General features: G+C 68.1%; 28 protein-coding genes. 9 read left to right on the top strand and 19 right to left on the bottom strand.

Annotated features, from left to right (window positions below):
- Positions 1–360: 360 nt before the first annotated feature.
- Positions 361–1,302, bottom strand: coding sequence for a dihydrodipicolinate synthase family protein (locus BMW75_RS07425; protein WP_092578190.1), 942 nt, complete (start codon positions 1,300–1,302; stop codon positions 361–363).
- Positions 1,303–1,348: 46 nt separating this feature from the next.
- Positions 1,349–2,134 (bottom strand): SDR family oxidoreductase, encoded by a 786-nt coding sequence (locus BMW75_RS07420; RefSeq protein WP_092578188.1) that lies wholly within the window; start codon positions 2,132–2,134, stop codon positions 1,349–1,351.
- Between the two features lie 231 nt (positions 2,135–2,365).
- Between BMW75_RS07420 and BMW75_RS07415 the strand changes: the two genes are divergently transcribed.
- A complete protein-coding gene (locus BMW75_RS07415) occupies positions 2,366–3,268 on the top strand; it encodes a LysR substrate-binding domain-containing protein (RefSeq protein ID WP_092578186.1) in 903 nt (300 codons plus the stop codon).
- Between the two features lie 75 nt (positions 3,269–3,343).
- Here the strand turns inward: BMW75_RS07415 and BMW75_RS07410 are convergent, their stop codons facing one another.
- The 7 genes from BMW75_RS07410 to BMW75_RS07380 all read right to left on the bottom strand — a co-directional run bounded on the left by BMW75_RS07410 (position 3,344) and on the right by BMW75_RS07380 (position 10,151).
- Entirely contained in the window at positions 3,344–4,258 is a 915-nt protein-coding gene (locus tag BMW75_RS07410) for an SMP-30/gluconolactonase/LRE family protein (RefSeq protein WP_092578184.1), read from the bottom strand.
- 15 nt (positions 4,259–4,273) lie between these two features.
- Positions 4,274–5,272, bottom strand: a complete 999-nt coding sequence (locus tag BMW75_RS07405) for a Bug family tripartite tricarboxylate transporter substrate binding protein (RefSeq protein ID WP_092578182.1) — start codon at positions 5,270–5,272, stop codon at positions 4,274–4,276.
- A 30-nt stretch (positions 5,273–5,302) separates the two neighbouring features.
- On the bottom strand, positions 5,303–6,262 hold the full coding sequence (locus tag BMW75_RS07400) for a Bug family tripartite tricarboxylate transporter substrate binding protein (protein ID WP_092578180.1): 960 nt from the start codon (positions 6,260–6,262) through the stop codon (positions 5,303–5,305).
- 71 nt (positions 6,263–6,333) lie between these two features.
- Complete coding sequence (locus BMW75_RS07395; protein ID WP_092578178.1) at positions 6,334–7,404, bottom strand: cyclase family protein; 1,071 nt, start codon at positions 7,402–7,404, stop codon at positions 6,334–6,336.
- An 11-nt stretch (positions 7,405–7,415) separates the two neighbouring features.
- Positions 7,416–8,354 carry an NAD(P)-dependent oxidoreductase gene (locus tag BMW75_RS07390; protein WP_256381716.1) on the bottom strand — a complete coding sequence of 313 codons (939 nt, stop codon included), beginning with the start codon at positions 8,352–8,354 and terminating at the stop codon, positions 7,416–7,418.
- Positions 8,351–9,034 carry an RraA family protein gene (locus BMW75_RS07385; RefSeq protein WP_092578176.1) on the bottom strand — a complete coding sequence of 228 codons (684 nt, stop codon included), beginning with the start codon at positions 9,032–9,034 and terminating at the stop codon, positions 8,351–8,353. The genes BMW75_RS07390 and BMW75_RS07385 overlap by 4 nt, the downstream gene beginning before the upstream one ends.
- A 148-nt stretch (positions 9,035–9,182) precedes the next feature.
- Positions 9,183–10,151 (bottom strand): Bug family tripartite tricarboxylate transporter substrate binding protein, encoded by a 969-nt coding sequence (locus BMW75_RS07380; RefSeq protein WP_092578174.1) that lies wholly within the window; start codon positions 10,149–10,151, stop codon positions 9,183–9,185.
- A gap of 98 nt (positions 10,152–10,249) precedes the next feature.
- On the opposite strand from BMW75_RS07380, the gene BMW75_RS07375 reads away from it, so the two are divergent.
- Positions 10,250–10,981, top strand: coding sequence for an IclR family transcriptional regulator (locus BMW75_RS07375; RefSeq protein ID WP_092578172.1), 732 nt, complete (start codon positions 10,250–10,252; stop codon positions 10,979–10,981).
- A 38-nt stretch (positions 10,982–11,019) separates the two neighbouring features.
- Here BMW75_RS07375 and BMW75_RS07370 read toward each other — a convergent pair whose 3' ends face one another.
- The 4 genes from BMW75_RS07370 to BMW75_RS07355 all read right to left on the bottom strand — a co-directional run bounded on the left by BMW75_RS07370 (position 11,020) and on the right by BMW75_RS07355 (position 14,583).
- Positions 11,020–12,003, bottom strand: a complete 984-nt coding sequence (locus BMW75_RS07370; protein WP_092578170.1) for a Bug family tripartite tricarboxylate transporter substrate binding protein — start codon at positions 12,001–12,003, stop codon at positions 11,020–11,022.
- An 80-nt stretch (positions 12,004–12,083) separates the two neighbouring features.
- Entirely contained in the window at positions 12,084–12,887 is an 804-nt protein-coding gene (locus BMW75_RS07365) for an SDR family oxidoreductase (protein WP_092578168.1), read from the bottom strand.
- The gene (locus BMW75_RS07360; RefSeq protein ID WP_371466831.1) at positions 12,884–13,603 is read right to left on the bottom strand and encodes a fumarylacetoacetate hydrolase family protein; all 720 of its coding nucleotides are present in this window, start codon (positions 13,601–13,603) and stop codon (positions 12,884–12,886) included. Before BMW75_RS07360 ends, BMW75_RS07365 begins: the two co-directional genes overlap by 4 nt.
- Positions 13,604–13,629: 26 nt before the next feature.
- Positions 13,630–14,583 (bottom strand): 2-hydroxyacid dehydrogenase, encoded by a 954-nt coding sequence (locus BMW75_RS07355; RefSeq protein ID WP_092578164.1) that lies wholly within the window; start codon positions 14,581–14,583, stop codon positions 13,630–13,632.
- A gap of 138 nt (positions 14,584–14,721) precedes the next feature.
- Here BMW75_RS07355 and BMW75_RS07350 point away from each other — a divergent pair, with 138 nt between their 5' ends.
- The 4 genes from BMW75_RS07350 (at position 14,722) to BMW75_RS07335 (ending at position 17,483) form a co-directional block, all read left to right on the top strand.
- Positions 14,722–15,888 carry a citrate/2-methylcitrate synthase gene (locus tag BMW75_RS07350; RefSeq protein WP_092578162.1) on the top strand — a complete coding sequence of 389 codons (1,167 nt, stop codon included), beginning with the start codon at positions 14,722–14,724 and terminating at the stop codon, positions 15,886–15,888.
- Positions 15,889–16,030: 142 nt separating this feature from the next.
- Positions 16,031–16,402, top strand: a complete 372-nt coding sequence (locus BMW75_RS07345; protein WP_139208500.1) for a hypothetical protein — start codon at positions 16,031–16,033, stop codon at positions 16,400–16,402.
- Positions 16,399–16,833: a hypothetical protein gene (locus BMW75_RS07340; RefSeq protein WP_092578158.1), complete on the top strand. Its 435-nt coding sequence runs from the start codon at positions 16,399–16,401 to the stop codon at positions 16,831–16,833. Before BMW75_RS07345 ends, BMW75_RS07340 begins: the two co-directional genes overlap by 4 nt.
- Before the next feature lie 98 nt (positions 16,834–16,931).
- Positions 16,932–17,483, top strand: coding sequence for a sugar O-acetyltransferase (locus BMW75_RS07335; protein ID WP_092578156.1), 552 nt, complete (start codon positions 16,932–16,934; stop codon positions 17,481–17,483).
- On the opposite strand, the gene BMW75_RS07330 is transcribed toward BMW75_RS07335, so the two are convergent.
- From BMW75_RS07330 to BMW75_RS07320, 3 genes are read right to left on the bottom strand one after another with little or no spacing between them, the layout of a single operon-like run.
- Positions 17,480–18,313 carry an alpha/beta fold hydrolase gene (locus tag BMW75_RS07330; protein WP_092578154.1) on the bottom strand — a complete coding sequence of 278 codons (834 nt, stop codon included), beginning with the start codon at positions 18,311–18,313 and terminating at the stop codon, positions 17,480–17,482. The genes BMW75_RS07335 and BMW75_RS07330 overlap by 4 nt on opposite strands.
- Positions 18,314–18,340: 27 nt before the next feature.
- Positions 18,341–18,739 carry a SorU family sulfite dehydrogenase c-type cytochrome subunit gene (locus tag BMW75_RS07325; RefSeq protein WP_371466772.1) on the bottom strand — a complete coding sequence of 133 codons (399 nt, stop codon included), beginning with the start codon at positions 18,737–18,739 and terminating at the stop codon, positions 18,341–18,343.
- 2 nt (positions 18,740–18,741) lie between these two features.
- Positions 18,742–19,968, bottom strand: a complete 1,227-nt coding sequence (locus BMW75_RS07320) for a SorT family sulfite dehydrogenase catalytic subunit (protein ID WP_092578152.1) — start codon at positions 19,966–19,968, stop codon at positions 18,742–18,744.
- 334 nt (positions 19,969–20,302) lie between these two features.
- Between BMW75_RS07320 and BMW75_RS07315 the strand changes: the two genes are divergently transcribed.
- Positions 20,303–20,779 (top strand): YMGG-like glycine zipper-containing protein, encoded by a 477-nt coding sequence (locus tag BMW75_RS07315; protein ID WP_092578150.1) that lies wholly within the window; start codon positions 20,303–20,305, stop codon positions 20,777–20,779.
- A gap of 71 nt (positions 20,780–20,850) precedes the next feature.
- Here BMW75_RS07315 and BMW75_RS07310 read toward each other — a convergent pair whose 3' ends face one another.
- On the bottom strand, positions 20,851–22,635 hold the full coding sequence (locus BMW75_RS07310; protein WP_254791951.1) for a SulP family inorganic anion transporter: 1,785 nt from the start codon (positions 22,633–22,635) through the stop codon (positions 20,851–20,853).
- Positions 22,636–22,687: 52 nt separating this feature from the next.
- Positions 22,688–23,074 carry a MerR family transcriptional regulator gene (locus BMW75_RS07305; RefSeq protein WP_092578148.1) on the bottom strand — a complete coding sequence of 129 codons (387 nt, stop codon included), beginning with the start codon at positions 23,072–23,074 and terminating at the stop codon, positions 22,688–22,690.
- 256 nt (positions 23,075–23,330) lie between these two features.
- On the opposite strand from BMW75_RS07305, the gene BMW75_RS07300 reads away from it, so the two are divergent.
- Positions 23,331–24,206: an alpha/beta fold hydrolase gene (locus BMW75_RS07300; RefSeq protein WP_254791966.1), complete on the top strand. Its 876-nt coding sequence runs from the start codon at positions 23,331–23,333 to the stop codon at positions 24,204–24,206.
- A gap of 141 nt (positions 24,207–24,347) precedes the next feature.
- On the top strand, positions 24,348–25,274 hold the full coding sequence (locus BMW75_RS07295) for a helix-turn-helix domain-containing protein (protein ID WP_092578146.1): 927 nt from the start codon (positions 24,348–24,350) through the stop codon (positions 25,272–25,274).
- A gap of 57 nt (positions 25,275–25,331) precedes the next feature.
- Here the strand turns inward: BMW75_RS07295 and BMW75_RS07290 are convergent, their stop codons facing one another.
- Entirely contained in the window at positions 25,332–26,243 is a 912-nt protein-coding gene (locus tag BMW75_RS07290) for a helix-turn-helix domain-containing protein (RefSeq protein ID WP_254791950.1), read from the bottom strand.
- Positions 26,244–26,383: the final 140 nt, after the last annotated feature.

Below are 26,383 nucleotides of genomic sequence, written 5' to 3'. Positions count from 1 at the left end.
CGGCGCGGGGCCGCAAAACCATTCCATGAGACTTGCGCGACACCGCCATGGTCCTCTCTCTGTGGGTTCGATCCGGGGCGCCAATCGGGGCGCCAGGCTAGGGCGCCAAATAGTTGGCGGCCTAGAACATAGAGGGAGGGTTCCGCGGGTGTCAAGGCAAGGCTTGCCGTGCGCGGGCGCCGGAAAGCGGCGCGGCGCACGGCGGGGCGATGCGTTTAGGACGCTTGCGACCCGCCGCCGCAGGGCGCCGCAGCGCCCGGGCGTCGCAAGCCGCGCGACGCGGGCGGCTAACGTATCGTTACCTTGGCAATACTCGGGGTTACCGCCCCGCGACGCCAGGGGTCGCGCAAGACCCGCGCGCTAGCCCTGCACGAGATCCCGCGCCCGCGCGTCATGCCGGCCCAGCCGGGCCAGCAGATGGTCCACTTCGCCTCTGGCCTGCGGCGTCAGCGCGCTGCCGGGGCGGCGCTGCGCGGCGCTGGCCAGGATGCCGCGGCGCATCATGACGTACTTGCGCACGGCCAGGCCCACGCCCGGCTGCTGCTCGTAGCGCAGCAACGGCAGGTGCGCGTCGAAAAGGTCGTGCGCGGCCTCGGTGTCGCCCGCGCCCACCATCCTGACGAAATCGCACAGCATGTCCGGGAAGCAATAACCGGTATTGGCGCCATCGGCCCCGCGCGCCATCTCATAGTCGAGGAACAGGCCATTGTTGCCGCACAGGATCGAGATGTGGCGCATCGAGCCGTCGGCCTCGAAGCGGCGCAGCGCCGAGATCTTCTCCAGGCCCGGCCAGTCTTCGTGCTTGAGCATCACGCACGAGGGCAGGTCGGTCACGATGCGGCGGATGACGGACGGCGCCATCTGCACGGAGAACGTCAGCGGATAGTCCTGCAGCACGAACGGCACGTCGTCGCCGATGGCCTCCACGGCCTGGTGGTAGTAGGCGACGATCTGGTCGTCGGTGCGCAGGGTGTTGGGCGGGGCGATCATCACGCCGGCGGCGCCCCGGTCCATTACTTCGCGGGTCAGCGAGCGCATGGACGCGAAGCCCGGCGCGGACACGCCCACCACGATGGGCAAACCGCCCGACCGGGCGATCACGCGGGAGGCGATCTCCAGCGATTCCGAGAAGTCCAGTTTCGGGGCCTCGCCCAACTGCCCGAGCACGGTCAGGCCGGTGGACCCGCAGGCGAGGTAGAACGCCATCATGCGGTCTATCGAGTCATAGTCCACGGCGCCGTCGTCGAAGAAGGGCGTGGGCGCGATGGGGAATACGCCCTTGGCGTCTGCAGTCAGTTTCATCGTCTATGTCCTTGAAAAAATTAAGAAGACGCCGCGCGGGGCGCGTTCAAATGCTGGCGATCAGGCCGCCGTCCACGCGGATCGTCGATCCCGTGATGTAGCTGGCGCGGGCGCTGGCCAGGAAGGCGACGGCGTCGCCGTATTCGGCGGGGTCGCCGTAGCGGCCCACGGGAATGGAAGCGGTGCTTTCGCGGCTGACGTCCTCGACGCTGCGCCCCTCGCGCTTGGCGCGGGCCTCGTCCAGGAAGGTGATGCGGGCGGTCGCGATGCGGCCCGGCAGCACGATGTTGGACGTGATCCCGTCCTGGCCGACTTCGCGCGCCAGCGTCTTGGACCATCCGACCAGCGACATGCGCAGCGCGTTCGAGATGCCCAGGTTCGGGATCGGCGCGATCACGCCCGACGAGGTGCTGGTGATGACGCGTCCCCAGCCGCGCTCGCGCATGCCGGGCAGGACGCGGTCTGTCAGTTGAACGACGGACAGGACCATGCCTTCGAAATGCTCGCGCCACAGATCGGCCTGCTGGCCGGATGCGGGCGTGGGCGGCGGACCGCCGGTGTTGTTGACCAGGATGTCGACGGGACCGACGTTGGCCTCAATCCAGCCGACCTGCGCGTCGATGGCGTCCAGCGCCCGCAGGTCCCATTGGCGCGCGTGGGCGGTCTGGCCTGTGGCCTTGATCCTGTCGGCCGTGGCCGTGGCCGCTTCGAGGCTTAGATCAGCCACCACCACCTTCACGCCTTCCCGCGCCAGCGATTGCGCGATGGCCCCGCCCAATCCGCCGCCGCCGCCCAGCACCAGCGCCGTCTTGTTCGCGATACCCAGATCCATGCTTGCCTCCAAAAAAAATGCCTGGCTGGCCGGCGCGCCCGTCAGGGGCGCGCCTTGGCCCTGACGGGTATTGTCGGTGTTGCGCCGGCTTGGGGAAAACGGAAAATGCGCGGCTCATGCATTCATTTTGTGAATGATCAATGCCGCGGGCGGCCCGCGTCATGGCGCGTTGCTGTTCAATGTGCGGGCGGTCCACGGTATATTGGGCCGCCCCATCCATGTTCCAAAAGAATGAACCCGCGCCGCCTCACTCCGTCGATGTCCCTGTTGCTGGCGTTCGAAGCCAGCGCGCGCCACCTCAGCTTCACGCGGGCGGCGACCGAGCTGGCGCTGACGCAAAGCGCGGTCAGCCGGCAGGTGCAGGCGCTGGAGGAATTGCTGGAGGTCCCGCTATTTCGGCGCGTGAAGCGCCGCATCGAGCTGACCGAAGCGGGCCGGGGCTACCAGAAGGAACTGGCGGCGGCGCTGCAGCGCATCCGCAGCGCGTCGTTGCAGGCGATTTCCCACCGCAGCGGGCGCGGCGCCTTCCACCTGGCCGCGCTGCCGACATTCACCGCGAAATGGCTGATGCCGCGGCTGAACCGCTTCTATGAACGGCATCCCGGCGTCCTGGTCCACCTGCATTCGCGGGTGACGCGCTTTGACCTGGACCTGGCCGGCATCGACGCCGTGATCGCCGTGGGCGATGGCGACTGGCCGGGGCTGGTGCCGCACCGGCTGCTGGACGAGCAGGTTATCCCGGTGATGAGCCCCGAGATGGCGGCCAGCGATCCCGCCCGCAAGCCCGCCGACCTGGCGCGGCACACGCTCCTGCAGGTGGCCGCGCGGCCCGACGTCTGGCAGCGCTGGTTCGAGGCGCACGGCTTGCCCCTGCGTTCCATGCGCTGGGGCGCGCAATTCGAACTGACCACGCACCTGATCCAGGCCGTGGCCTCGGGCATCGGCATCGGCCTGCTACCGACGTTTCTGGTGCAGGACGAATTGCGGCAAGGGGTGCTGGTGCCCGCGCTGAACGAGACCTTCAGCACGGGCGCGGGGTATTTTTTCCTGGCCTCGCAGGACAAGCTGGCGACCCCGGCGCTGGCTGCGTTCCGCGATTGGCTGCTGGAAGAAAGCGCCGGCGCGCCTGCGTGAACCGGGCCTTGGGCCCGGCCGGGCAGGCGCCCGTCGATCTGGCGCCTTTCCGGCTGGAGCGATATGCGTGAAGGGTCAGCGCCGGAACAGCGCCGTCCCCGCATGGGGCGCCCGCGCGGTCAGGATCGTGCCCGACACGGACTCGGTGCAATAAAGGGTGCGTCCGTCTTCGCCGCCAAAGGCCAGGTTGGTAAGGGACATGCCCGCGGGGCTGCGCCATACCGTCAGCGGCTCGCCCCGGTGATTGAGCAGCCATACATAGCCCAGCCCCGGGTTGCACACCAGCAGATTGCCTTCGCTGTCCACCGCCAGCCCGTCGGGACCGCTCGGGCCATAAGACGTGAAGAACTGGCTTACCTTGCTGACGCTGCCGTCGGCCATCAGCGGCACGCGCCACACGCAATTGCCGCGCGTCACCGCCAGGTACAGCACCTTGCCATCGGGCGACAGCGCCACGCCGTTGGGACTGGGCACGTTATCCAGCAGGCAATCCAGTTGGCCATCGGGCCGCAGCCGGTAAAGCCGTCCGGTGGGATCGTGCAGCCCGCTCTGGCCCTGGTCGGTGAAGTACAGATTGCCTTGCGCGTCGAAGATCAGGTCGTTCACGCCCTTGAAGCGCTCGCTGTTGCGCCGGGCGAGGTAAGGCGTGACCGTGCCGCTCGCGACGTCCAGCGCCATCAGCCCGTTCTTGTAGTCGGTGATCAGGAGCCGCCCGTCATCGAGGAACTTCATCCCATTGGGCTCGCCGTCGTATTGCGCCACCAGCGACCATTCACGGTCGGGGCTGATGCGAAAGACGCGGCCCCATGGAATGTCGGTCACATAGAGATTGCCGCTGCGGTCGAACACCGGGCCTTCGAGGAACGAATCCGCGAAGGCGCCGCCGCGATTGGCATCGGCCCAGTCGCTGCGCGCGGCGCGGCGAAAGCGCTCGGGCATGGGCGACCAGACGTCCAGTTGCGCCACCTGCGGCGCTTGCAGAAAAAACATGGGTTCTCCCTGGGTTTACTTGGCGTCGTAGCCGATGTTGCGGGCCACGTTGCCCCACATCACGCCGCTGTCGGCGAGGATGCGGCCGAACTCGGCGGCATCGGCCGCGCGCGGCTCGGCGCCCATCTTGGTGGCGAAGGTCTTCATTTCTTCAGAGGCCATGGCCTTGGCGACCTCGCGCTGCAGGCGTTCCATGACTTGCGGCGGCGTGTCCTTGGGCGCCCACAGGCCGGTCCAGTTGACCACGCCAAAGTCCTTCACGCCAGCCTCGGCAAAGGTCGGCACGTCGGGCAGCACGGCCAGGCGCTTGTCGCCGCTGACCGCCAGCAGGCGCAACTTGTCGCCCTGCACCGCGCCCATCACCCCGGTGGTGGAGGCGAACTGGAATTCGATCACCTTGCCCAGCACGGCCTGCGTGGCTTCGGCCGCGCCCTTGAACGGCACGTGCATGAACTTCACGTTCGTCGCCAGCGCCAGGCCTTCCGCCGCGAAGTGGGGCGTCGTGCCCGGCCCGCCGGAGCCATAGGTGATCATGCCGGGCGCGGCGCGGGCCTGCGCGATCAGGTCATCGAGCGTGCGGTAGGGGCTGTCGTTCGACACGGCCAGCGCCATCGGCGCAAACACAAAGGCCGAGACGGGCTGCAGGTCCTTGGCCGGGTCGAAGGGCAATTGCTTGAAGATGTGCGGCAGCAGCGAATAGGTCGTGTCGTTGGCCACCAGCGTGTAGCCGTCGGGCGCCGCGCGGGCCACCTGGCTTACGCCGATCGTGCCCGTGGCGCCGGGCTTGTTCTCGACAATGAAGCTCTGGCCGGTCTGTGTCGACAGCATCTGGGCCATCTTGCGCGTGGCCACGTCGACCGCGCCGCCGGGACCGTAGGGCACCACGATGCGGACAGGACGGCTGGGCCAGTCTTGCGCGGCGTGGGCGATGCCCGCGCTCAGGAGCGGCAGGGAAAAGGCCAGCGTCATGGCGGCGCGCCGCAGGCGCACCAGGGATTGGATTTGGCAGGTCATGTCTTCCTCTCTCGTCTTGTTATGCAAGGATTATTCCGCTTTCAGGCCAAGTTCCTGGGCCAATTTGCGGTTGGTGTCGATGTCATGGGATAGCTGTGCACCGAACGCGTCGCCGCAAAGCTCGCGCGGCTGCATGCCCAGCGCGTCCAGGCTCTTGGCGGTGGCGTCGGCCCGGGCAAAGCCGCGAGCCGTCTCTTGCAGGCGGGCGCGCACGTCCGGCGGCAGTCCGGCGGGCGCCAGCACGCCGTACCAGGCATCGGCCGCGTAGCCGGGGACGCCGGCCTCGTCGAAGGTCGGCACTTGCGGCAATTGCGCCAGGCGCTTGGGCGCGGCGACCGCCAGGGCGGTCAGCTTGCCGGACTGGACCTGCGGCAGCACCGAGCCCAGTGTTGCCAGCGAGCTGTCGACCTGGCCGCCCATCAGGTCCGAAATCGCCTGCGCCGCGCCCTTATAGGGGATGTGGTTCATGCGGATGCCGGTCTGCTGCAGGAACTGCGCCGTGGCGAAATGGCCGGAACTGCCGGTGCCCGGCGTGGCGTAGGTCAGGCGCCCCGGTTCGGCGCGGGCCCGCGCCAGGAAGTCGTCCAGGGTATTGACCTTCAGGGCCGGGCCGGTGACCAGCACCGTGGGGCTGACCGCCACGGCGCATATCGGGGTAAAGGATTTGAGCGCGTCGAACTTGACCCGGTCGGCGTAGAGCGCCGGAATCATGGTGTGGTTGGTGGCGCCGATCAACAGCGTGTAGCCGTCGGGGGCGGCCTTGGCCACGGCTTCCGCCGCCAGGATGGTGTTGGCGCCGGGGCGGTTTTCCACCACGAAGGTCTGCCCCAGGGCCTGTGAGGCGTACGAGGCGAAGGCGCGGGCGACCACGTCGGTCGGGCCGCCCGGCGAGAAGCCGACGACCACGCGCACGGGATGATCGGGATATTGGGCCGCCGCAGCGCCGGCGCAGAGCGCCAGGGTGAGGGGCAAGAGGCGTAGGGGGTTCACGAAGTGTCTCCTGGTTGAAGGGGCGTGCGGCCTGTGCCGGCCGCTGCGCGGGGGGAAAAGAAAATGGGGAATCAGACGGTGGCGATGGGCGTGGCGGGCGAACCGGCGGCGCCGGGCAGGCGCAGCGGCGGCGCGGTCAGCAGGAACCGGTGGCGCCGGTGCGCGCGCAGCCAGCGTGCCAGCGGCGTCAGCCACCAGAGTTCGCCCAAGTGAATGCCGTTCTTGAACAGGCAATGCTCATGCAGGGGCAGGCGCGGGCGGCGCAGCGGCGTGGCGGCGCCGCTCAGACTGACCGGCTGGACCAGTTCGACGGCGGGGTTGTCGGCGATGAGGCAGGCCACGCGCGCGTCGACGATCCATTGCAGCAGCCGTTCGTCGTGGCCGTCGAGTCCGCTGCCGGTGGCATGCAGCCGCGCCACATCCGGCTGGCGGTTCATCGTCATCAGCGTGTCGCCAAATCCGGTGTGCAGGCACACCATGTCGCCCGGCTCGATCGTCACGCCGTCGGCATCCAGAATCCGCATCCAGGCGTCGTAGCCGACGGCCGTGCGCGTGCGGCCGACGTGGGCTTCCAGGTCGACAAGCACCGCGCGTCCCTGCACGCCGTGCTCGGCCAGTCGTTCGATGCCCAGCGCCTTGGCGGCCGGCCCGGGAAAGCGCGCCCAATCGGCGGGCGCCTGGGCGTCTTCCGATGCCGCCACGATGTCCACGCCGGCGCGATATCCGTTGTAGAACACCGCTTCGGCCACGCCGTCATCGTCGGCGTCAAAGCGGCTGCCCATGTGCGCGAGGCTGTCCCACTGGGTGGAGTACTGCGTGTTCATGAGCAGCACGTCGTCGCACACCACGTCCGTGAGCAGGGGATCCTCGGCCGCATACGACCAGCAAAAGCCCTGGGCGCCGGCGCTCTTGCCGTCGCGCAGCGTGGCATAGCGCTGCGGCGGCAGGCGTTTCGGGTTGAGCGCCGTGCCGCCCGGCACGTCCAGCGGCAGCGACAGGCAGAACGTCAGCCCTTCGCGGACCTCGGCGATGCCCTGCAGCACCTTGGCGGGGGTGACGAGGTTCATCCGCCCGAGCTGGTCGTCGGGCCCGAATTCACCCCAGTGGCTGCCCGCGGGCGCGCGGTTCCAGCGTTGCGCCATGGCGTGGACCCTCAGGCGGGCGAGCCGGCGCGCGCCAGGGCGTCCAGCACGTTGCGCGCGGCGGCCACGCCCATGTTGACGTAGGCGGCGCTGGTCACGCCGCCGATGTGCGGGCTCAGGATGATGCGCGGTTCCTGCTGGAACGGATGGCCGGCTGGCATGGGTTCCACCGCGAAACTGTCCAGGCCCGCGGCGCGAACCTGGCCCGTGCGCACGGCCGCCAGCAGCGCGTCCTCGTCCACCAGGCCCCCGCGCGCGGTGTTCACCAGGATCACGCCGGGCTTGCATTGCGCCAGCGTCGCAGCGTTGACCATGCCGCGGTTCTCTTCGGTGAGCGGGCAGTGCAGCGACACCACATCGGACTCGCGCCAGATCGCATCCAGCGGCACGCTGCGCAGGTACTCCGGCAAGTCGCGGGCGTAGGGGTCGTAGCCGATGACGCGCATGTCCAGCCCGTGCGCCATGGCCGCCATGCGCCGTCCGATGGCGCCCAGGCCGATCAGGCCGATCGTCTTGCCGCCCAGTTCCAGGCTCTTGTGGGTGGATTTGTCCCAGTGGCCGGCCCGCATGCGTTCGTCCAGCCCGACGACGGATTTGGCGCAGGCCAGCAGCAGCGCCAGGGCCTGTTCGGCCACGGCGGCGGCGTTCGCGCCCACTGCGGCGACCACCTGGATCCCGCGCTGGGCGGCGGCGGCCTTGTCGATCGTGTCGGTGCCGCTGCCGTGCTTGGAGATCACGCGCAGCGCGGGGGCGGCATCCATCGCGGCGGCGCCGACCTTGCTGTAGCGCACGATGATGGCGACAGGATCGTGTTCGCGGCACAGCGCGACGATGTCGTCCTCGGTGGGCGTCTTGCCGGCATACACCATGCGAAAGTCTTGCAGCAGCGCAAGCGCCTCCGGCGCCAGGTCGGCGGCGGTCACCAGGATCGCTGGCTTGGCGGCATTCACAGCGATTCTCCTTCCTTCAGGACGCCGGCCGCGCGCAGGGCGGCATCGAGCCACTTGGCCTGCGTGTCGCCCGCCTGGATGGCGGCAATGCGCGCGGCTTCGTCGCGCACCTTTTTCTCCGCGGCGGGCAGCAGGCCTTCGATCTTTTCGCGTTCGACCACCACCACGCCGTCGGCGTCGCCGATGATGAAGTCGCCGGGATGGACGGTCACGCCGCCCACCGACACCGGATGGCCGATACGGCCCGGCACGTTCTTGGTCGGGCCGTTGGGGTTGGTGCCGGCCGCGAACACCGGGTAGTCCATCTCGATGATCTCGATCGTGTCGCGCGCGGCCCCGTCCATCACGACGCCCGCAATGCCCAGCTTGCGGCAGGCGGTCATCATGATGGTGCCCATCAGCGCCGAGCTCAGGTCGCCCTTGCCGTCGATCACCAGCACGTCGCCGGGCTTGGCCAGCGCAATCGCGGCATGGATCATGAGGTTGTCGCCCGGGCGCACCTCAACCGTCAGCGCGCAACCGGCCACCTTCATGGCGGGATGGAGCGGACGGATACGCCCGCTCAACGCCCCGCGCCGGCCGGCGACGTCGGCCAGGATGGCGGGTTGGAGCGCGGCGGCGCGTCGCACGACGTCGGCGCTGACGCGGGGAAAGTCTTTGATGATGTCCTGGTTGGCCATGAGAGTTCCTGTTGGGAGTGGAAAGAGGATGCGGGGGCGGTCATGCGGGCTTGATGCCCGCCGCGTGGCAGTCGCAGGCGCCGGCGGGCGCCGGGGTGGCTGCGCGCGATCCGCCGCTGGAATAGGGATGGCGGGCTTGCATGGCGGATCACTCGACCTTCGCGCCCGAGTCCTTGACGATCTTGCCCCAGCGCACGCGGTCGTCGTGGATCAGCTTGGCGAATTCGTCGGGCGAGCTGGTCAACACCCGCGCGCCTTGCTCCTGATACTTCTGGCTCAGCGTCTTGGACTGCAGCGCCTTGTTGAACTCGGCGTTCAGGCGCTGCACGATGTCCTTGGGCGTGCCGGCCGGCGCGGCCAGGCCGAACCAGGTCACCGCCTCGAAGCCGGGAAAGCCCCGCTCGGCGATGGTGGGGACATCGGGCATGTCCGGCACGCGCTGCGTCGAGGTCACGGCCAGCGCCCGCATCTTGCCGTTGCGCACATGGCCGATCAGCGTGGGCACCGACGACAGATACATGTCGATCTGGCCGCCGATCAGGTCGTTGGAGGCCTGCGCCGCGCCCTTGTAGGGAATGTGGGTGAGCGTGATGCCGGCGGCGTTCTGCAATTGCACGGCGGCCAGGTGGGCCACCGTCCCATTGCCCGAACTGGCGAAGTTGAGCGCGCCGGGCTTGGCCTTGGCGGTGGCAATCAGGTCCTCGAAGGTCTTGAGGGGCGAATTGGCCGGCACCACGATCACCAGCGGCGCGTCCGCGACGAGGCCGATGGCGGAAAGATCGGTTTCGGGGTTGTAGGGCAGCTTGGAATACAGGGTCGGATTGATCGCCAGGTTGCTGGTCTGACCCAGCACCAGCGTATAGCCGTCGGGCGCGGACTTGGCCGCCGTATCCACCCCGATGTTGCCGCCCGAGCCGGGCCGGTTCTCCGTCACGATGTTCCAGCCCGTGTTGCCGGCGACCGCGATGGCCGCCTCGCGCGCCAGGACGTCGGTGCCGCCGCCGGGCGGGAACGGCACGATCAGGCGGATAGGCTTTTCGGGATAGCCGTTCGCGGCACTCAAACCGCTCATGCACACCAGGGCGACGCAGGACAGCACACGCGCAATCTGCTTCATGATTCTTGTCTCCGATATCTGTTTTGTGGTTCGGAGATTGTGAATCGGTGTTCCGCTCACTACAATGCAAGTCCGTACAGCGAAACACGTTGCGCACAATGAACGATCAATTGAACCCAGAGTCGGACGATGCGCCGGCGGAAGAAGGCGTGGTGGCGGTGCGCCGCGCAATGAGCATCCTGGCCGCATTCGGCGTCGAGGACACGCATTTGTCGCTGGCGGAACTGAGCCGGCGGACCGGCTGCCACCGCTCCACGGTGTTGCGCCTGGCGCGCACGCTGGCCATGGATGACTACCTGGCGCAGCGGCCGGACGGCACATGGCGCCTGGCGCGCGCGGCCGGCTGGCTGGGCGCCTGTTACCAGGCCACGTTCAATATCGCGGAAGTCGTGCAGCCGGTGCTGCGGGAGCTGTCGGCCGCCACCGGAGAAAGCGCCACGTTCTATGTGCGCGAGGGCAAGCAGCGCATCTGCATGGCGCGGGTCGAAGGACCCAAGTCGATCCGCCACCACGTTCGGGTGGGCGCGGCATTGCCGCTTGAATTGGGAAGTCCCGGGCGCGTGCTGCTCGCGTTCTCCGGAGAGCCGGGCGAGCCGTATGAATCCGTGCGCCGGGCGGGCTACATGATCTCGCTCGGCGAGCGCGACGCCGAGGTCTCCAGCATTTCAGCGCCGGTCTACGGGATCAACTGGACGCTGCAAGGCGCGATCTGCATTTCCGGGCCGATATCGCGCCTGACCGAGTCGGTGCTGCTGGAGCTGAAAGAGCCGGTGCTGGCGGCAGCCAGCCGCTTGTCGCGCTCATTGATGGGGTTGCGCCGGACGGCCTGAATACCGGCCGCCGGCGTTGCCCTAAGGTCAAGCGCGGATCACTCCGCCGCTATCCCCGCCTCCTTCACCACCTTGCCCCACTTGTCCAGGTCGGACTGGATCAGCGCCGCGTATTCCTGCGGCGTGCCGCCCTGGACTTCGATGCCCGCGGCTTCCAGCTTGGCGCGCACCGCCGGCTGCTTCAAGGCCGCGTTGATCTCGGCATTGAGCTTGGCGATGATCTCCTTCGGCGTGCCCGCCGGCGCCAGGAAGCCGCCGTTGGTATTGGCGTCATAACCCTTCAGGCCCTGTTCCTGCGCGGTCGGCACGTCGGGCAAAGCCTTGGCGCGTTTCGCGGTGGAGATCGCGACGGCGCGCACGTTGCCGGCCTTGACCTGTTCCTGCATCGCGCTCAGCGTGTCGATGTACAGCACCGTGCGGCCGGCCAGCAGGTCGGGATGGGCGGCGGACGAGCCCTTGTACGGAATCAGCAGCATGGGGGCGCCGCTGACCATGCGGAACATTTCGGCTGCCATCTCCTGCGCGCTGCCGCGGCCGGACGTGGCGACCTTGGCGTCGTCGGGATGCGCCTTCATCCAGTCCACGAGTTCGGGCAGGGTCTTGGCGGGGATCTTCGGATACACCGAGAACACCAGCGGGATCTCGTGCGTGTAGACGATGGGCTCGAAGCTCTTTTGCGGGTCCCAGCCCAGGTTTTTGAACAGGTATTTGTTGATGTTGTGGCTGCCGCCCACGATGCCGATGGTGTAGCCGTCAGGCTTGGCGTTGGCGAGCAGGGCGGTGCCCAGGTTGTTGGAGGCGCCCGGCCGGTTGTCGACAATGACGGGCTGGCCCAGCGATGCCGAAAGCTTTTCGCCCACGACGCGCGCGATCATGTCGATGCCGCCGCCCGGCGGCGCGGGCACGATGATGCTGATGGGACGGGACGGATAGTTCTGCGCCGCGGCCAGGCCGGGCGCGGCGGCCAGGGCTGCCAGGGCGGTTGAAAAGGCCAGGGTCCTGGCCAGCGTGATGAAGGTCATGCTTGTCTCCTAGGGTGGTCAACTTCAGTCAACTCTGTGGGGCGCCCCGGGTGTGCTGCACCCGAAGGCGCGGTGGGGTTTCAGCCACGCCCGGCAAAGGGCATGGCGGTGGCCATGACGGTCATGGTGAGGACGTTGGCGTCCAGGGGCAGCGAGGCCATGTGACGCACGGCATTCGCGACGTGGACGGCGTCCATCATGGGCTCGGGCGCGACCGTGCCATTGGCCTGCAGCACGCCGCGCGTCATGCGTTCGGACAGCTCGGTCAGCGCGTTGCCGATGTCGATCTGGCCGGCCGCGATGTTGAAGGCGCGGCCGTCCAGCGCCAGCGCCTTGGTCAGGCCTGTCACGGCATGTTTGCTGGCGGTGTAGGGCGCGGTGTAGGGACGCGGCGTGTGCGCGGAGATGGAGCCGTTGTTGATGATGCGGCCGCCTTGCGGCGACTGGCGGCGCATCAGCCCGAACGCCGCGCGGGCGCACAGGAACACGCCGGTCACGTTGGTGTTGATGGCGGCAAACCACTTCTCCAGCGGCAGTTCGTCCATGGGCACGGCGGGCGCGTTCACGCCGGCATTGTTGAACAGCAGGTCCAGCCGGCCGAAGCGGCTTTCGATGGTGTTGAACAGCGCCTCGACGCTTTCGGGCTGGGTGACGTCGGTGGGCACCGCCAGCGCCGTGCGGCCGCGGGCGGCGGCATCGGCTTGCAGCGCCTGCAGCGGGTCCGGACGGCGGCCCGCCAGCACGACGGTCCAGCCGTCGTCCAGCAAGGCATTGGCGGTGACGCGGCCGACGCCGCTGCCTGCGCCGGTGACCAAGGCGATTTTCGGGGTAATGCTTGCGTTCAAGGGAGGCTCCTGGGTTCGGATGGGGGGACGCAGTGTCATGAAAACGTGGCGCGCCCTGCGGGGTCTTGGGGCGCAGCGACGGTCAGGGTGAGTTCTCCGATGCGCGCGATGCCTGCGGTCACGACGTCGCCGGGCGCCACGGCGCCGACGCCCGCGGGGGTGCCGGTGTAGACGAGGTCGCCGGGCGCCAGCGCGACCGACCGCGACAGCATCGCAACCAGTTCGGGCACAGACCACAGCAGGCCGGAGAGGTCCGCGCGCTGGCGGTCCACGCCGTTCACGGCCAGCCACAGCGCGCCTGCGCGCGGGTGGCCGCAGGCCGCGGCGGGCACGATGGGCGTACAGGGCGCGGAATGGTCAAAGGCCTTGGCGGGTTCCCACGGACCGCCCGCGCGCTTGGCCTGTTGCTGCAGGTCGCGCCGCGTCATGTCCAGGCCTGCCGCGTAGCCCCAGATGTGCCGCGCTTCGACGTCCTCGGGCGCGATGTCCTTGCCGCCGTGGCCTATCGCCACGACCAGTTCGATCTCGTGGCAGTAGTCCGTCGTGTCCGCGGGATAGGGCAGCGTGCCGCTGGCAGCGAAGACCGCGCTGGCGGGCTTCATGAACCACGCCGGCATTGCGTCGGGCCGCGGTTCGTCGGGCTGCCACCGGTAATTGCGCCCGATGCAGAACACCCGCGCGACGGGAAAGCGGGCGGCGCTGCCGAAGATCGGCAGCGTGACCGGGGCAGGGGCGGGAAAGGCCAGTTCCATGATGACGATCCGTGGGTGCGGCTGGTGGCTCAGGTCGTCAGGCTCATTGCCGGACGCTCGCCCGCGAGGGCCTGCGCAATGCTGTCCAGCACCATCTGGCCCATCGCCGCGCGCGTCTCCCACGTGGCGCTGGCGCGGTGCGCCTGCAGCGTCGTGCGATCCGACTGGCGCAGCGCCGCCGGCACGCGGGGCTCGTCGACGAACACGTCCAGGCCCGCGCCCGCGATGCGGCCGGCGACCAGCGCGTCGGTCAGGTCAGCCTCGTTGACCAGCCGGCCGCGCGCCACATTGACCAGGTAGCCGCGCGGGCCCAGCGCCTCCAGCACGGCGGCATTGACGAGGCCTTCGGCCTTGTCGGCGGCCGCGCTCAGGACCAGCGCGTCCGACGCGCGGGCCAGTGCGATGAGGTCCGCGTCAAACTCGTGCGGCACGTCGTCCATGGCGCGCAGATCGGTGTAGCGGATCTGGCACCCGAAAGCCGCGGCCCGCGTGGCAACGGCGCGGCCCACGCGGCCCATGCCGACGATGCCCACGCGCATGCCGCTGAAGCGGCGCGCCAGCGGAATGGCGCTGGGGGAAGGGAATTGCTCCCACAGTCCTTCGCGCACGAAGCGATCGCCCGCGCAGAGGTTGCGGCACGCGGCGATCAGCAGTCCGATCGCCAGGTCCGCCACGTCTTCGGTCAACGCGCCCAGCGTGGCGGTGACGGGCAGCCCGCGGCCGCGGCAGTAGGCCAGGTCCACCGCATCGGTGCCCACGCCATTGACCGCCACGACCTTCACGTGGGGCAACTGCTCCAGCATGGCGCGCGAGATGCCGGTGTGGCCGCCGGTGATGACCGCGTCGATCCGCGCGCCATGCTCGCGCAGCCACGCCGCCTGATCCGAAATGTCGAAGAACTTGTGCACGTCGTACAGGGACGCCAGTTGATCGTTGACCGCCGGGATCAGGATGGGATTGAGTTGCAGGACCTGAGGCTTCATATCGGTTCGACTCGGAAGGGGGACCGGCTGCGGGTCCGCGTTGAACATGGAAGCCATGGTATTTAATGATTGATTTACTGCGCAATATTGATCTATAAAATCAACATATAAACTTTGCTACAGAACATACGGAACATCATGGGATCGTGGATTTCGATGGCCGAAGCGTGCCGTCAGCTCGGCGTGCGGCCGCAAACCATCTATGCATACGTCAGCCGCGGCAAGCTCGAGGTCATGCCCGATCCGGCCGACACGCGCCGCAGCCTCTATCGCGCGGAAGACGTGGCGGGACTGGCCAAGCGCAAGCAGGCCGGGCGCAAGCACGAAACCCTGGCCACCAACACGCTCTTTGGCGCGGAACCCAGCATTCCCACGTCGATCTCCACCTTTCACCGCCAGCGGCTCTATTACCGCGGCCAGGACGCCGTAACGCTGGCGGGCTCGGCCAGCCTGGAAGAGACCGCGCAGCTTCTATGGAACGCCGGGCAGCCGGCAGACTTCTCGTGCGCGGCGCGCGTGGGCGCGCCCGGCCGCGTCGCGGCCTTTTCCTCACTGGGCGCGCTGGCGGCCACCGGGCACTCCACCCATGGCCGCATGACGCGCGTGCTGCACGGCGAATGCCAGAGCCTCGTCGGGCAACTGGCCAACGCCTTTGGCGCGCAGCACGGCAAGCGCCCGTTGCACCTGCGGTTTGCGCAGGCGTGGAAGCTGTCGCCGCAGGCCGCCGAACTGCTGCGCACCGCAATGGTCCTGCTGGCCGACCACGAACTGACCAGCTCCGCGTTCGCCGCCCGCATCGCCGCGTCGACGGGCGCGTCGCTGCCGGCCTGCCTGCTGTCGGGCCTGACCACCTTGTCCGGCCCCTTGCACGGCGACGCCTCCGGCCGCGTGAAAGCCTTGTTCAACGACGTGGAACGCCTGGGCGAGGACGAGGTGATGGCGCACTACCTGTCCACCGGCCTGCCGCTGGCCGGCTTCGGACACCACCTCTATCCCGACGGCGATCCGCGCGCGGCTGCGCTGCTGGCCCTTTTCGAGCCTGCCGACGTCATCTCGCGTTTCATCGACAAAGCCACGCAGTTGACCGGCCTGCACCCGAACATCGACGTCGCGCTGGCGGCGCTGGCGGCGCATTGCAAGCTGCCTGACGACGCGGCGTTTGGCCTGTTCGCCACGGCGCGCAGCGTCGGCCTGCTGGCGCATTGCCTGGAGCAACTGAGCGTGGCGCAGGTCATCCGGCCGCGGGGGAGGTATGTGGGGGTGGCGCCTGACGCGGGCGCCGGGGTGGCAATCGGGCGCGGGTGAATCGGCGTACCCAATAATGGGTATGGTTCGGGGGGCTGGTCGTCTGGCATGTTGAATCGTCCTCTACGGATTACCGCGGACTTGGAGATCAACGATGAGAATGCCTTGTGCCATATTTGCCCTCTTGGTCGGCAATGCCGCCATGGCGCAAGCCCCGGTCACCGCGCAGCCTGACGCAAAGTCCGTCGACAGCGTGAAGCTTCCGTCGGGTTGGATTCTGGTCATTCCTGCGGAGAAGGCCGGAACGACCGGCTATCAGAACTGGGTATTTGATGCACCCAAAGACTCGGAAGTCTGGGCGGCCCAGCGGCCCGCCGGCGTGCCGATCGTGACGGATGGTTCTTATTGGTTTGCTCCAGGGCCGAGTCCCGGCACGCAACGGCCGGTTGCCGGACAGACGGTTGAAGACCTGATCGCGAAGCAAACCGCCGCCATCTCCTACCTTGCTGAACGAATTGACAAGCTGGAGGCCAGGCTAAAGGAATTCGAGGCTCGGGAAGGAGCGCAGAAATGACGAAGCCAGCCACGACGGGCGCCTCCGATCCCATGGCGGCATTGGCGACGGCGCAGCGTGCTTTCGATGCCGCGAAGGCCGCGGCCGCCAGTTCCAAAGAATTTCTTTTGCATGGCTGGTCGCCGGAACTGGTCAGATTCCTGGCGCTGTGTCTGTTGGGCTTTACCTTGCTTGCCATCGCAATCGCCGCGGTGCTTCTCTGGCGGTCAAGAGCGACCGCCTACCACGTGCTCCGGACCATCGGCGTGATCAGCATTCTCGGGATTTCTTCGGTGCTCGTGATCGTGGGATACAGCACCGAGCAGCTCACGCCGATCGTCGGTCTGTTCGGCGCGGTTGCGGGTTATCTCCTGGGAAAGGATAGTGCTGGACCGCCCGCCGCGAGAGATCAAACCAAAACCACGTCACTGCGAGGCGGCAGGCATCATTGACCTGTCGCCCCTTGGCGCGTCGCGGATTTTCCCGCTGTGCGAGTCTGCGTATTTCGACGGATCGTGGGTATGCTGCGTGAACCGGACAGGAGATCGCCATGACACGAACCCAGAAGCAGAGAATGCTCGCAGGAGAGCTCTACACCGCCGCCGACGCCGACATCCAGGCGGACCAGCTTGCCGCAAGCGCCTGGATGAAGCGCTACAACGCCCTGTTGGGCGAGCCGCCCGAACAATGGCACGCGTTGCTGCGGGAGCGGTTCGCCAAGGTGGGCGACGGCGCGCTGATCCGTCCGCCGTTCCATTGCGACTACGGCTACAACATCTCGCTGGGCGCGAACGTCTTCATCAACTTCAATTGCGTCATCCTCGATGTCGTGCAGGTCACGATTGGCGAGGGCACGCAGATCGGCCCGGCCGTGCAGATCTACACCGCCGACCACCCGCACGATCCCGAACAGCGCCGCGCGATGCTGGAATTCGGCCGTCCGGTGCATATCGGCAACCAGGTGTGGATCGGCGGCGGCGCGATCATCCTGCCGGGCGTGACGGTGGGCGATGACGCCATCATCGGGGCCGGCAGCGTGGTGACGCGGGATGTGCCGGCGGGCGCGAAGGTGGTGGGGAATCCGGCGCGGGTGCGCAGCTAACGCCGCGGTGCCCCGGCGAGTTCGATGTGCTTAAGCACCGCGGCTACGATGGCTTCCGGGCGATCCTCTTGCACAAGGTGTCCGGCATCGGCCACGGCAATGAGCGGCAGGTCGGAGATCAGCGACGTCAGCGCAAGCCCGCGCTCGCGGGGAATCCACTGGTCCTGTTCTCCCCACAGCACCTGCACGGGACAATCCATGCGCCCATACCGCTCCTGCACCTCGTCCGTGTACTTCTGGTCCATTTGCGCGATCTGGCGATAGAACGCCGGTTGGCCGACAGGTCCGAGCCACGGATTGCCGTACACGTCCAGCGCTTCTTCGGACAAGGGATTGTGCGCGGCGGTCTGCAAATACGCTTTCAACAGTGCGCGGTGCATGTAATCGGGCATGCCCGAAAACGCGGCTTCGTGCTGGCGGACATGCTGGACGAATGGCGATCCCCAGGGCGCCAGCGCCACGGCGTCGAAGATCGTCAGCGACCGGTAGCGCAGACCGTCCAGGTAATACGCGCGCAGCGCCGTCGCGCCGCCGAAATCGTGCGCGAGGACGTCGGGACGGTCCAGCTCCCACTCCCTGAACAACGCCGCGAGTATCCGGTTCTGCACGCCCAGCGACACGTCCTGGCCGTCGCGCATCTCAGACACGCCGTAGCCCGCCAGATCGAAGTAGTAGACCGTCCTGCGATCGGACAGCAGGGGAACGATTCTGCGCCACACCTGCGACGAGAACGGCGTGCCGTGGATGGCGACCAGCGCGGGTCCGTTGCCGAGTCTGCCCCATCGGATGGCATTGCCTTCAATGGTGGAGGTGTGGGGGAGTTCGAGCATGGCGCCTCTGTGTGGGGAGTGTCCTGACTACGGCGCCGCGCCGGTGACGCCCGACACATATTGCGCCAAGGCCTGCACATCCGCATCGCTCAATGCGTCGAAGGCCGGCATGACCCCGATCCCGTTGCGCACGGCCTGCTCAACGCGGTTGGCATCCGGCTTCAGTTCATCGAGGTTGGGGCCGATGGTCCCCGCAGCACCGGCGTCGGCCAAGGTGTGGCAGACTGCACAGGCTGGGGTCGTCGCTTTCAGGAACAAGGCGCGGCCCGCTTCGGCATTGGGCGGTTCCGCAGCCCAGGCCGAAGCGCCCGCGAACAGCGCAAATAGCCAGAGGCCCGCCAAGTAGGCCACGCGGACCCGCCACGCGATCGGGCGGCGGGCCGCGGCAGGCCTGTACTTTTCACTGCGATGCATCGATGCCGCCATGGTCAGGACACGTTGATGGCCAGGCCGTGGTCGCGCCAGCTATTGTTGACGTAGCCGCGCAAGTTGTCGAAGCGCTTTTCCACCTGCACGTTGCCTTCCGTGTCTTCGACACGGCTGACCAGCATGTGCTGGCCGGCAGACAGTTCCACAGGCAACGCGAACTGGCGCCAGGCATACTTGCCCAGGTCCGGCCCGATCAACGCGGCTCGTTTCCACGTCTTGCCGCCGTCGATGGAGACATCGACGTGCTTGACCGCATGCATGCCTCCAAAGGCCACGCCGCGCACGATGGCGCGTCCGGCCTTGACGGCCTTGCCATCCGCCCCGGGGGCGGTGATCCAGGACTTGGGCTCCATGGTCCAGACGGAAGGCTGGTCGGGGCCGGATTTGGCGTCCATGGGCGTCAGGCGATAACTGGTCTGCTGGATCTTTGCCGGGCTCTGTTCGACGGTGAAGGCCAGCCGCTTGAGGTACTTGACGTTATTCACGCCCGTGTAGCCCGGCACGATCAGCCGGAGGGGCGCGCCATGGGCCAGGGTCAGCGGCTCGCTGTTCATTTCCCAGGCCAGCATGGCGTCCTGCATGGCCTCGCGTGGCACCGAACGTTCCACGAGCAGGGACTTCGGGTCCAGGCCTTCGGGCAGGACTTCGCCGCCCGTGCCGGTCATGTAGGTGGGCGTGCCGTCCAGGCCGCCCAGATAGTCGACCAGCGCGCGAACCGGTACGCCGGTCCAGATCACGCAGCCCGCCGCCCCGACTTCCCATTGGGTGCCGCTGGGCTTGTGGGGAAAGAATCTTCGGCCGTTGCCGGAACATTGCAGGACAGTGGCCAGCGTCTCCATGCCCAGCGTCTTCAATTCGCCCACGGTCAGCGTGCGCGGATGCTTGACGCCCAGGATCTCCACTTTCCAGGCATCGCGATCGTCCAGAATGGCGGCGTCGGGGGGCGGTAGATTGTTGCGCACGTAGAGTTGGCGCGACGGCGTGACGACACCGTCGCCAAACGCGCTGCGCCGGGTTTCGATGGTGTTGGCGCTGTGCACGATGAGACTGTCTGCGTCTTTCCATGCCGCGTAGGGCGGCAGCGGTTTGGCCGCCGAGGCGGCGGGTTTGGGGGCGGGGTCGGCCGCGCGCGCGATACCGGTGGCGCCCAGGCCCGCGGCGGCCAGCGCGCCGGCGCTGCCGGCCAGCAGGCGGCGCCGCGACGGGTTGAGGGGGGTTGTCTCCATGGCATGCCTCTCTGGTTGCCGCGTCCTGCGTGGCAGGCGCGGTATTTTGCTTATATCGGCCCGGGGGATGCGGCCTGCTTCATCATCGGCAATGCCTTTCTATATGTCAACGTGTTCTAAGGGGCTATAGGTTTTTGGCCTGTTCAGATATAAGGGTTTTGGATATTCCGGGTGGCGGCCGGGGCTGGCAGCCTGCGCTTGCGTCGTCCGGCGTTGCGCGCGGGGATATGGGGAGCGCCACGTTCCAAGGGACACAAGAGACCGGCCTTGTGCCTGCGTCTGTCACGGCGCTAATCTGGAAGACCCAGGGCCTTGAGTATCCAAGGAGCGCATCATGAACAGGTTCGTTGTCCCTGCCGCCGCCGTTTGTCTGTCCGCCTTCTGCCTGTCCGCCATCGCGCAGCAGGTCACCCCGCTCAAAGGCCAATCCCCCGAGACCACCCAGCAAGACATCGCGGCATGCCAGGCGCAGGCCCAGGCCCAGGCCCAGGCCGGCAGCGCCAGTGCCGATACGCCGAATGCGGGCGGCCGGGCCCGAGGCGCGGCGGCTGGCGCAGCGGCGGGCGCCGCTGTCGCGGGCGCGCGCGGGCGGCAGCATGAAGAGGTGTATGACCGCATGGACGACGACACCAAGCAAGCCTATCGGCAGAACCAGGCGAAGGATGCCGCGGCCGCGGGCATGGTGGTGGGCGGGTCTCGCCAGCGGCAGGAGCGACGGGAGGACCGCGCGAACGCGCCGCAGCAGGACGCCGCCGTGTCGTCCGCCTATGCCAGTTGCATGCAGCAGCGAGGCTATCAGGTGACGCCTTGAGGTCCGCAAGCCGGCCTTGAAGCGGCGGCATCCGCGCAGTTGCGCAGGCACCGGTGCGCACGGCCAGCTGGTCAGTGCGATGAATGCGTTGGCGGGGGCGGCAAGGAGCCCGCCGGTGCCGCCGATTCCAGGCCATTGGTGTCTTCGCGACCCAGATAATCATCCACCGCGCTGCCCACCGTCGGATGGAACCGATCATCGCTGAACAGCCCCGACAGCTCGAATCGCTTGAGCTTGTCCCGCACCGGATCCTTCATTTCCGCGAAATGCAGCGCGATGCCTTCGCGCGCCAGATGCGCGCACAGTTCGCGCAGCATGTCGGCCGAGGTGACGTCGACGCTGGTGACCGGTTCGGCGGCCACGACGACGCGGCGCACCGGTGTGGGCGAGGCGTCCACGGCTTCCAGCAGCCTTTGCTGGAACAGTTCGGCGTTGGCGAAGAAGAGCGGCGCATCCCAGCGAAAAAGCACCAGCCCGTCGATCAGCGCCGCATGCGGGTAGCGCTTCAGGTCGTGGTAGCCGCGCAGGTTGGGCACGCGTCCCAGCACCGCGAAGTGCGGGCGCCAGCCATCCCACAGGAATTCGATGATGGCAAGGACGACGGCCAGGCAGATGCCGGGGATCGCGCCGAACACGGCGACGGCGGCAAAGCACAGCATCGACAGCCAGAATTCCCATTGCTGGATGCGGTAGATGCGCCGCAGGTCCTTGAATTCGAAAAGGCCAATGGCCGCGGCGATGACGACGGCGGCCAGGGCGCTGTTGGGCAGGTGGCGCAGCAGGTTGGGCGCGGCGATGAGCAGCGCGGCCACGGCCAGCGCGCCGACCACGCCGGTCAGCTGGGTGCGCGAGCCGGCCGCTTCGGCGACCGGCGTGCGCGACGCGCTGCTGCTGATGGGAAAGCCCTGGAAGAACCCCGCCGCGAGGTTGGCCACGCCCAGTCCCACCATTTCCTGGTTGGGGTCCACGCGCGTGTTCGTGCGGGCGGCGTAGGTGCGCGACAGCACGCTCGTGTCGGCAAAAGCGATCAGCGCCACGGCGCAGCCGCCCAGCACGATCTTGACGTAGTCGGCATTGCTGAGCCACGGCCAGGCGAGGCTGGGCAGGCCCTGCGGAATCTCGCCCAGCACCTTGACGCCTTGCTGGTCCAGGCCGAACAGCTTGACCGCGAGGGTGGCCAGAATCACGGCAATCAGGATGCCTGGGATGCGATCGAACCGCTTGAGCAGCAGGATCACCGCGAGGCTGGACGCGCCGACCGCGAGGCTTGCCCAGTGTGTCTGTCCGTCCATGATGGCCAGCGCGAGTTGCTGCATTTCCCGCAGCGGTCCGGCGTCGTCGATGGAAATGTCGTACAGCTTGGGCAACTGGCTCACCAGCACGGTCAGCGCGATGCCGTTCATGTAGCCATAGCGGATGGGCTTGGACAACAGCTCGGTGATGAAGCCCAGCCGCATCAGGCCCAGCACGATGCAGAACAGGCCCGCCACGACGGCCATCATGCTGGCCGCGGCGATGGCGCGCATGGGGTCGCCGCCCGAGACGCTGAGCACGACCGCCAGGATCGGCGCGGCCAGCGCGGAGTCCGGCCCCAGCACCAGGATACGGCTGGGGCCAAAGAGCGCATAGGCCAGCAGCGGGATGATGGTGGCATACAGCCCGTAGACGCCAGGCACGCCGGACGCTTCGGCGTAGGCGATGCCGACCGGCACCAGCATGGTGGTCAGGACCAGGCCGGCCGCGATGTCCTTGGGCAGCCAGGCGGCCTGATAGGACTTGAGCAGGGCAAGCCCGGGCAGCCAGCGCAGCCAGTGCGGAGCAGTCTTGTCGTGGGGGCGGGGCGTCGCGGTGGTCATGGAATCCCGTTATGAAGGCGCATGCTTGCAGGGTGCGGGACTGCCCCGCGCGTCATTCGGGCGGCGCGGCGTGGGTCTCGCCCAGCATCTTGCGCAAGCGCGCGCGGCGGCGTTCCAGGTCGGCGATCTGGCGCTCGACCGATGCCAGCCGCCGGCGCTGGACCTCGGAGGTCTCGGGACAGGCCGCCGCGCCTTCGATGAGGCGCATGCAATCGGGAAACCCGCGGATTTCCGCCAGGGTGAAGCCGGACGCAATGAGGCGCTGAATCTGCCGGACCTGCACGACCGCCGCCTCCGGAAAGGTGCGATAGCCGTTGCCGGCCCGCGCGGACGCGAGCAGGCCCTGGTCGTCGTAGTGGCGCAGCGAGCGCAGGCTTGCGCCGGTTTCGCGGGCCAGTTCGCCGATCGACATGGGGCGGGCAAGGGCGGACGTTTTCATGCGGAAAAGCTTAGCAGATCGGCGCTTGACCTTGACATCGGTGTGAGGGTTGAAACTGGCGATTCTTCAACCTTCAGGATGCACCCGCATGCCACGCATTTCATTTCTGAGCCGACTGCGCCAACGGCCCCGACTGACCCGACTGACCCACCTGAGCCGCCGGGCCGCGGCAGCCTTGTTCATGATTGCCGGTGTCATGACGTCCACAGTCATGTCGGCCCCAGTCATGTCGGCCACTCTGATGACGTCCACCGTCATGGCAGCCACCATCACCCCGGCCCAGGCGCCCACGCTGGCCGGGATTGCCCACGCCAGGCAGTACACCGTCACCGCGCCCGACGGCCTGCGGCTCGCCGTGCAGGAGGCGGGTAATCCCGACGGCCCGGCGATTGTCTTCGTCCATGGCCTCTTGGGCAGCCATCTCAGTTGGGCGGCGCAGCTTGCCAGCCCCGCGTTGCAGCGATACCGGCTGATCACCTACGACCTGCGCGGCCATGGCCTGTCCGGCAAGCCGGCGGACGCGGCAGCCTATGCCGATGGCCGGCGCTGGGCCGACGATCTGGCCGCCGTGATCGCGGCCTCGGGCGCGCGTCGCCCGCTCGTGGTCGGCTGGTCGCTGGGCGCGGCCGTGACGACGAACTATCTGGCCGCCTACGGCGATGCCGAGATTGCGGGCGCGGTGTACGTGGGCGGGGTGATCGAACTGGACCCGGCGCAGATCGTGCCGCATCCGCGGGTCTACCGCGACATGGTGTCGCCGGACCTCAAGACCCACCTGGATGCGGAGCGCGAGTTCATCGGTCTGTGCTTTGCGCGGCAGCCGGATGCCGCCACGTTCCAGCGGCTGCTGGCCAATGCCGCCCTGGCCTCGCCCGACATGCAGGCCGCGGTGCAGTCCATGACGGTGGAAGCAGCCAAGGGCCTGGGCGCGGCGCGCAAACCGATGCTGCTGATCTACGGCGCGCGGGATGCGCTGGTGCAGGCGGCGCCGTCGCTGGACCGAGCCCGGCAATTGAATCCGCGCATTCGCAGCACGGTGTATGCGGCATCCGGGCATGCGCCATTCCTGGAAGAGGCGGAACGGTTCAACCAGGACCTGGCGGCGTTTGCCGCCAGCGTGTCGCCGCGCTGAGGGGTGGGGCGGTCGCGTGCGTGGGCAACGGTGGGTCGATGAGGTCGGCGTCCATTTTTGCGAATTGTTGCTTGTTGCGACACAGCATCGCCTGCTATCTTCGACCCCAACAAGGCGTTTGCCCCGACTTGGACATTGCCCATGCCCGCCAGCCCGCTACTGACCTCCGACCCGCAACCTTTGCCGTCCACCGATACGCTGGGCTGCTCAGCCAGCAAGCTGGTCCTGAACCAGGAGTTCCACGGAGGCGGGCTGACGTTCTATCGCAAGAGCACCGACAACGCGCATTTTGGCAGCGTGGAGACGCCGGCGTCCGACCGCGGCTTTCTGGTGGGCGTGGCGCTGCGGGGCGGGCATCGGCGCCGCATCATGCATGGCCATCATGCATCGACCCACGATTTTGACGTGGGCTCGATCTACATCCGCGACTTCAATGACGATTACCGCGCCGATCTGCAAGGCGGGTTCGATTTCATGCTGATCGAACTGTCGCGCGACTTCATCGAGCGGGTCAATGACGAGAAGGGTGGTGCGCGGGTCAGCAGCCTGCTGCCGCGCAATGGCGAGCCGGATCCGGTGCTGGGGCAGTTGTCGCAGGTGCTGGCGAGCGTGGTGGCGAATCCCGCGCAGGCGAGCAGCCTGTTCGTGGATCACCTGAGCCTGGCCATGGGCACGCACCTGCTGGCGCAATACGGCGCCGGCGCGACGACCGGCTGGGCCGACTCGGGCGGGGCGCGCGTGCTGTCGCGCAAGCTGGAGGCGCGGGCCAAGGACATGCTGCTGGCCTCGGTGCGCGAGGAAGCGTCCATCGCCGATATCGCCGACGCCTGCAATCTGTCGCGCAGCTACTTCATCAAGGCCTTCCGCCAGACGGTCGGCACGACGCCGCATCGGTGGCTGCTGGAACAGCGCGTGCAGAAGGCGCAGGCATTGCTGCGGTCGCCGGGCCGGTCCATCACCGAGATTGCGCTGCTGTGCGGCTTTGCCGACCAGGCGCATATGACGCGGGTGTTCACGAGCGTGGTCGGGACGTCTCCTGGCGCGTGGCGCAGGGAAAACGGCGCCTGACTGCGCACGGCCCGCCGCGCGCGCGGGGCTATCCGCCGCCGGGCACGCGCCGCGCGATCAGCGTTGGTTCCGACGCCGCCACGCCGCGGGCGGCGCGCCCACGACGCTGGCAAAGACGCGCGTCATATGGGCCTGGTCGGAAAATCCACAGTCCCGCGCGATGTCCGAGACCGGGCACGCAGACGCCAGCAGCAGCGCCTTTGCGCGCTCAATGCGGCACTCGAGCAGCCAGCGATGCGGCGTCGTGCCGACCGTCTGGCGAAAGGCCTTGATGAAGTAGCTGCGCGACAGGCCGCAGCCCTGCGCGACCTCCGAAATGGAAACGTCGCCCAACAGGTCGGCGGCGAGCATTTCCTTGGCCAATGCCTCTTGCCAGCCCGCGAGGCCGCCGCGCGCCGCGAGATGGCTGGCGGGCGGTTCGTCCCCCGGCGCGCCATAGGCCTGGATCATGTGAGCCTGCGCCGCCAGCGCCAGATGATCCACAAACAGCGGATCGGCCTGCGCCGGGTGGGCCAGCGCGGGCAGCAGCGCGTTGCCCAGGCGGGCCAGGACGGGATCGGACCGTCCGGGCGGGCACACGAGGGCGCCGACGCGGCCCGCGCCCAGGGCTTCGGCCACGCGGTCCAGCGACGCGCGCGATACGCGGAAGTACAGGAAATCGAAGGGATCGTGCAGTTCGGCGCGATAGCCGTCGGCCGTGCGCCGGATGGTGATTTCCTCGGCCGCGAGCGGCATGGCGCGGGGCTGGTCCGCGCAATACAGCACACGCTGGGCGCGGGTGAGCGACACGCTGAGCAGGAAGTCGTCGCCGTCCGCCTCCGCGCACGCCGTGCCGAAACCGGGGCGTGGGTAGGCCACGCGGGCGATTTCGAGCGCGGCCTTGCACCCGGGGCTGGTCCGGATGGCCTGGACCGACGCGCCAGGATAGGCGTCGCGCAGGCGGGTAGGCGCTTCGAGCAGGGCAGGCACGGTCAGGGATGAATCTCCAGGGCTTGCGATTGCGCAAACGGCATCGCGCAAGATGGCGTCATGCTAGGCAGGCGCGCGCCGGAAGGATTGGACGCAAGTGCGCTGGTTTGCACGAAAGCGCGCTGCGGCCCGGCTTCGAG

The sequence above is a fragment of the Achromobacter sp. NFACC18-2 genome (assembly GCF_900108985.1).
Taxonomy (GTDB): Bacteria; Pseudomonadota; Gammaproteobacteria; order Burkholderiales; family Burkholderiaceae_B; genus Achromobacter.
The sequence above is the reverse complement of the archived record's forward strand: the minus strand, read 5'-3'. Positions and strand labels throughout refer to the sequence as shown.